6 protein-coding genes are annotated in these 6190 nt (G+C 32.4%); 1 reads left to right on the forward strand and 5 read right to left on the reverse strand.

Translation table 11 applies throughout. The features are described 5' to 3' along the window. Positions 1–121 precede the first annotated feature (121 nt). Positions 122–1414, forward strand: coding sequence for an aldehyde dehydrogenase family protein (locus CHRY9293_RS05650; protein ID WP_162031999.1), 1293 nt, complete (start codon positions 122–124; stop codon positions 1412–1414). A gap of 54 nt (positions 1415–1468) precedes the next feature. Here the strand turns inward: CHRY9293_RS05650 and pyk are convergent, their stop codons facing one another. From pyk to CHRY9293_RS05675, 5 genes are read right to left on the reverse strand one after another with little or no spacing between them, the layout of a single operon-like run. Further along, a complete protein-coding gene (pyk, locus tag CHRY9293_RS05655; RefSeq protein ID WP_162032000.1) occupies positions 1469–2914 on the reverse strand; it encodes a pyruvate kinase in 1446 nt (481 codons plus the stop codon). After that, positions 2907–3380: an IPExxxVDY family protein gene (locus CHRY9293_RS05660; protein WP_122637503.1), complete on the reverse strand. Its 474-nt coding sequence runs from the start codon at positions 3378–3380 to the stop codon at positions 2907–2909. Before CHRY9293_RS05660 ends, pyk begins: the two co-directional genes overlap by 8 nt. After that, positions 3358–4119 carry a ribonuclease III gene (rnc, locus tag CHRY9293_RS05665; RefSeq protein ID WP_122548505.1) on the reverse strand — a complete coding sequence of 254 codons (762 nt, stop codon included), beginning with the start codon at positions 4117–4119 and terminating at the stop codon, positions 3358–3360. The genes CHRY9293_RS05660 and rnc overlap by 23 nt, the downstream gene beginning before the upstream one ends. Positions 4120–4128: 9 nt before the next feature. Continuing rightward, positions 4129–5373, reverse strand: a complete 1245-nt coding sequence (gene fabF / locus CHRY9293_RS05670) for a beta-ketoacyl-ACP synthase II (protein ID WP_162032002.1) — start codon at positions 5371–5373, stop codon at positions 4129–4131. Positions 5374–5405: 32 nt separating this feature from the next. Beyond that, complete coding sequence (locus CHRY9293_RS05675) at positions 5406–5645, reverse strand: acyl carrier protein (RefSeq protein WP_002976354.1); 240 nt, start codon at positions 5643–5645, stop codon at positions 5406–5408. Between the last annotated feature and the right edge of the window lie 545 nt (positions 5646–6190).

Consider the following 6190-nt stretch of genomic DNA (forward strand, 5'->3'; position numbering starts at 1 on the left):
TACTATAGAAAAAATCACTATTTTATAAACATGTAAGGAACAAAATTTGTTTCTTTTATGATGCTTTTAAAAAAAGCATTCAATAAATTCATTTTTTGAATTTAAAACTAATATTTACGATATGGAACAGTTAATTGAAAATAAACTTATTAAAGCTAATAAGGTGTTTTCAGAATGGAGACAACAGCCTTTTGAAGAAAGACAAAAATTGATAAGAAAATCGGCTGAAATTTTAAAAAACAATGCAGAAAAATTTGGTAAAATTATTACCAATGAAATGAATAAGCCTATTTCGCAATCTATTGCTGAAATAGAAAAATGTGTTTTGATGATGAATTATTATGCGGATGCTGAAAATATTTTAAGCCCTGAAAAGATAGATTCGGAGTTTGCATATTCTGAAATTCATTACGTTCCAAAAGGAGTAATTTTGGGTGTAATGCCTTGGAATTTCCCTTTTTGGCAAGTATTAAGATTTACTATTCCTACTATTCTAGCAGGAAATACAGTAGTATTGAAACATGCCTCAATCTGCTTTGGTAGTGGAAAAGCTATTGAAGATATTTTTTTGGAGGCTGGTTTTCCGCAAGGTGTTTTTCAAAACTTAGAAATAGGACATGCTGAAGTTAAAGAAATTTTAGAACATGATGTCATAAAAGGAGTAAGCTTAACGGGAAGTGAAAAAGCAGGTGGAGAAGTGGCATCTATTGCAGGGCTCAATATAAAGAAATCATTGTTAGAATTAGGAGGAAGTGATGCTTTTATTGTTTTAAATGATGCAAATTTCGATGAAGCAGCGAAAGTGGGAGCTCAAGCTAGGTTGCAGAATTGTGGACAAACATGTGTTGCTGCAAAGAGATTTATTATACAAGCAGAAATTGAGGAATTATTTTTACCCAAATTTATTGAAGAATATAAAAAGTTTGTTCCAGCTGATCCTATGGATAAAGAAACAAAACTAGGTGGAATGGCAAGACCCGATTTGGCTGATGAACTAGAAAAGCAATTTAATAAAGCTCTTGAAAATGGGGCTGAGATTATTATTCCTTTAGAACGAGTTTCTGATAATGAGTTTAATCCCGGATTAATAAGAGTAAACGAAGGAAACCCAATCTTAAAGGAGGAGTTATTTGGCCCTCTGGGAATGGTTATGATTGCCAAAAGTGATGAGGATGCCTTGAGAATGGCTAATGATATTCCTTTTGGACTTTCCAATTCTGTCTGGACAAAAGATAAAAATCGTCAATATTTTTTTATAGAAAACCTTGAATCAGGGACGGTAAATATCAATAGGATGACAAGCTCTGATCCTCGTTTTCCGTTCGGAGGAACCAAGAGTTCTGGTTATGGAGTGGAACTTTCATTATTAGCATTGAAAGAATTTGTAAATGTTAAGACTATTGTAGGTAACTAAAAAACAAAACTCTCGATTTTCTCGAGAGTTTATTTTTATATAAAATATCTGTATTTATACAGTAGTAAGTCTTAAAGTATTTGTTTTTCCCCCTTCGTATGACGGTGTTGCATTGATATTGATTACAAAATCTCCCGATTCAATATAGCCGTAATTGTGAGTCAACATATTTACTTGAATAATGGTTTCATCCGTAGATTTATTCATATCATAATAATATGCGTGAACTCCCCAAAGTAAATTAAGCATTGTAATTACTCTTTTATTACCACTATATACAATGATATGTGAATCGGGTCTATGAGCAGAAAGTTGGAAAGCCGTATAACCTGAGTGAGTTAAAGTGACAATAGCTGCAACATTGGTTGTTTTTGCAATTCTTACTGCAGCAAGGCAGACTCTATTGGTAATAAACCTTTCATCTATGCAGTTAAAATCTTTTTCAATAGGCTCATTTTTATGCTGATAAAAATGAGTCATCTCAATATTTTTTACAATTTTTGTCATATTTTCGACCACCTGAACAGGATATCTACCTACTGAGGTTTCTCCAGAAAGCATAACTGCGTCGGCTCCATCTAATACAGAGTTAGCGACATCATTTACTTCAGCTCTAGTAGGTGTTAAGCTATTAATCATCGTTTCCATCATTTGAGTAGCGATAATTACAGGTTTAGAATAAAACCTAGCCTTTTCTACTAAAGTTTTTTGGATGGCAGGGACTTCTTCCATAGGAACTTCTACTCCTAAGTCTCCACGTGCCACCATTAGTCCATCACATTCTAATAAAATTTGCTCAATATTTTGGACCCCTTCCGGTTTTTCAATCTTTGCAATAATCGGGGTTTTAAATTTACCATTTGGATGTTTTGCAATTAATTCTTTCAAATCAATGATATCTTGAGCGTGACGAACAAAAGAAAGAGCAATCCAATCCACCTCCATGTCGAGCATGAAATTAGCATCTTGAATGTCTTTTTCTGTGAGAGCAGGCAGTGAAACATTCGTATTAGGTAAGTTTACTCCTTTTTTAGAGCTTAATGGTCCCCCTTGAATAGTTTTTGCTTTAACAGTATCTATTTGATTTGTTTCGGTTACTTCTAAGACTAATTTTCCATCATCAATAAGGATTCTTTCACCCACTTTAACATCTTGAGGAAACTGTTGGTAAGTCATATAAACTTTAGTAGAGTCTCCTTCTATTTTTTCATTGGTGAAAGTAAGAATATCTCCTGGGTTTAGATAGGAACCTTCTTTTACCACTCCAACTCTCAATTTTGGACCTTGTAAATCTCCTAAAATTCCAACGGAAAAACCATATTCTTTATTAAGTTCTCTGATTATTTCAATATTGTTGCGAACCAAGTCGTAATCTGCATGTGAGAAATTTATTCTGAAAATATCAACACCCGCCTTCATTAGCCCTAGCATAACCTCCTTAGATGATGAAGCAGGCCCAAGTGTTGCAATAATTTTTGTTTTCTTTAAATACTTATTCATAATACTGGATAATTTGATAAAGTTCCTCATCAGAACTTAGTGTATAGTCTTGAATTGGAAATACAAGATTTTCAGGGAGCAAAATTACGGAAAAATCAGGAAACTGTTCCGAACTATGCAAAATATATTGCACATCTGCCTGATTATTTAATAAAAATTTAATGTTTTTTTCTTCTGAAAAAAGTTCCGTTTGTAATTTTTTTTGTTTACTATCGGAGGATTTATTTGAAATAAAAGTAAAACAAGTTTTTGTATACTTATGGTAAGCTTCAAATCTAGGAAAATAGTAATCATAATACGCTCCATGAATTATAAGATCTATAATTCTAGAAAATTTAAGTTCGTTTATTTGATTTACTTTAAAAAAAAACTCATGATTGGGTATATTTTTGACTAATCTTACCAAAGCTATGGTAATATCTTCAAATTCTATATCATCAATATCATAAAGTTTTTGAATTTCCAAGTATGTTTTCTTTTTTATTTAAAATGTAGAATGCTCTTTGTGCAGCTTTTTCTTCTGCTTTTTTCTTGGAAGTTTCCATAGCATTTGCAATTTTTTCATCTCCCAGCCATACATGGCATCTAAAAACGATTGCTTTATTTACTTGTACCTCTTCACAAGTTTCATATTTTATGTTTACTTTTTTCTTCTGACTCCATTCGAGTAAAAGGCCCTTGTAGCTTACAATTTTATTTTCAAGCTTATTCATTTCTATTGGTGTGAGAAGTCTCTCCAAAATGATTTTTTTACAAATCTCATATTGGAAGTCCAAATAAGCAGCACCAATTAAAGCCTCAAATAAATTTCCGGAGATATTTTCGCCTAAAGCCATGGAGTTTGACTTTTGTAAAAGACTCGTTAGCTTTAGATCTTCTCCTAATTTATTAAGATTTTTCCTATTAACAATCTTAGATTTCATTTGTGTTAAATAACCTTCATTGGCTTGAGGGTAAGTTTGAAACAAATGACAAGAAATAATTGTACCCAAAACAGAATCACCTAAAAATTCGAGCCTTTCATAATTACTTTCTTGATTTTTTGAAGAATTTTTCAATGAAAAGGCTTCACGATAAAGAGATATATTTCGTATTTCAGAACCTAGTATTTTCTTTAATTCAGTACTAAGAAAATAGTCTCTCTCTGTTAATTTTTTTTTTCTGTTTTTGAGAAGGAATTTAGAAAAGTATTTCTGTAACTCCATTCATTGAATTTAGATTTTCTTAAATAGAACGCAAGCATTATGTCCACCAAACCCAAAAGTATTGCTCATGGCTACTTTTACATCTTTCTTCACAGCTTCGTTGAATGTAAAATTCAGTCTACTATCGATATTTTCATCGTCAGTAAAATGGTTTATGGTAGGAGGAACGATACCATGAATAATAGTTCCTAATGCAGCAATAGCTTCGATAACTCCGGCGGCACCAAGTAGGTGACCTGTCATTGATTTTGTAGAATTTATCTGAATGTCATAAGCATGTTCGCCTAATAGTTTTGAAATTGCATTAGATTCTGCGATGTCTCCTAATGGAGTAGAAGTGCCATGCATGTTGATATGATCTACTTCATCAGCAGTTAAGCCTGCATCTTCTAAACAATTTTTCATCACTAAATAAGCGCCAAGTCCTTCAGGGTGAGGTGCAGTCATATGATGTGCATCGGCACTTAAACCACCACCTTTTAATTCTGCATAAATTTTTGCGCCACGTTTTACCGCGTGTTCATATTCTTCAAGAACAATACATCCAGCCCCTTCTCCTAATACAAATCCATCTCTATCTTTATCAAATGGTCTTGAAGCAGTTGTAGGATCATCATTTCTTGTAGAAAGTGCCATCATTGCATTGAATCCACCGACACCACTTGCGGTAACAGCTGCTTCAGAGCCTCCGCATACAATCACATCTGCTTTTCCTAGTTGGATAAGCATTTTGGAATCAATTATAGCATTTGCTGAAGACGCACAGGCAGAAACAGTGGTATAATTTGGACCGTGAAATCCATATTCAATAGAGATATGTCCTGGAGTAATATCTGCTATCATTTTTGGGATGAAGAAAGGATTAAACCTAGGGATATCCGTATTGGCCCATCCTAATACTTCGGTTTCAAAAGTTTCTAAACCTCCGATTCCAGACCCCCAAATCACTCCAACTCTGTTTTTATCTACATTGTCTTCAATGATTCTGGAATTTGCAACAGCTTCTCTTGCTGCAACAAGTCCCAACTGAGTATTTCGATCCATTTTTTTTGCCTCTTTTTTATCGAAGTATTGTAATGGATCAAAACCTTTTACTTCGCAAGCAAATTTTGTTTTGAAATTTGTGGCATCAAAAAGAGTAATCGGAGCAGCACCGCTCTCACCTTTTACAAGATTTTCCCAGTATTCTGTTGCATTATTTCCAATCGGTGTTACTGCGCCAAAACCGGTTACAACTACTCTTTTTAATTCCATAAATTTTTAAATTTTCTTTTTGTTGAAGAATATTATTTATTTACTACTTCTTCGATATAAGCGATAGCGTGTCCTACAGTAGTAATTTTTTCAGCCTGATCATCAGGGATTTGGATGTTAAATTCTTTTTCGAATTCCATGATCAATTCAACTGTATCCAATGAATCAGCTCCTAAATCGTTAGTGAAGCTAGCTTCAGGAGTTACTTCTGTTTCTTCAACGTCAAGCTTATCAGCGATGATAGCTTTTACTCTTGATGCAATGTCTGACATAGTAAATTATTTTTTTAATTGTTAGATGGTGCAAATATATAAAATTCTTTACGATAAAACATTCTTTTAGTCTTTTTTGTGGTAGAGATGTATTTTATTTCAAAGAGGATTAATTTAGTATTTTAATTCTCAACATCTTATAGTAACTATAGTAGAGTTGGTTCAGGAATATCTTCTATTAATTTAATCAGTAACCAATTTTTTTAGTTAAGGTGCTATGATTATTAATTGATTAATTCAAATATATGTAATAAATATGTCAAGAATAAACTATACCATATGGGGTGAAATTGTAGAGTTGGTGTTTTACTTATTATAATATACTTAGTATAAGGATTATAATTAAGGGATTAAATAATTTATATTTTGGACAATTTATAGAGTACTTAGTTTTTGGTCATTTAATTATTTCTACCTATCTCATATTCTACTATATAAAAGAATAGTAGAATATGAGTTTTTTTTATAAAGAAGACGTAAACCGTCTCAATATTCATGAATTTTTCATATAAAATAAATTTTTAGATTAATATAGTAGTATTAAT

Origin of the sequence: Chryseobacterium potabilaquae (genome assembly GCF_902728265.1) — a bacterium.
Classification (GTDB): domain Bacteria; phylum Bacteroidota; class Bacteroidia; order Flavobacteriales; family Weeksellaceae; genus Chryseobacterium; species Chryseobacterium potabilaquae.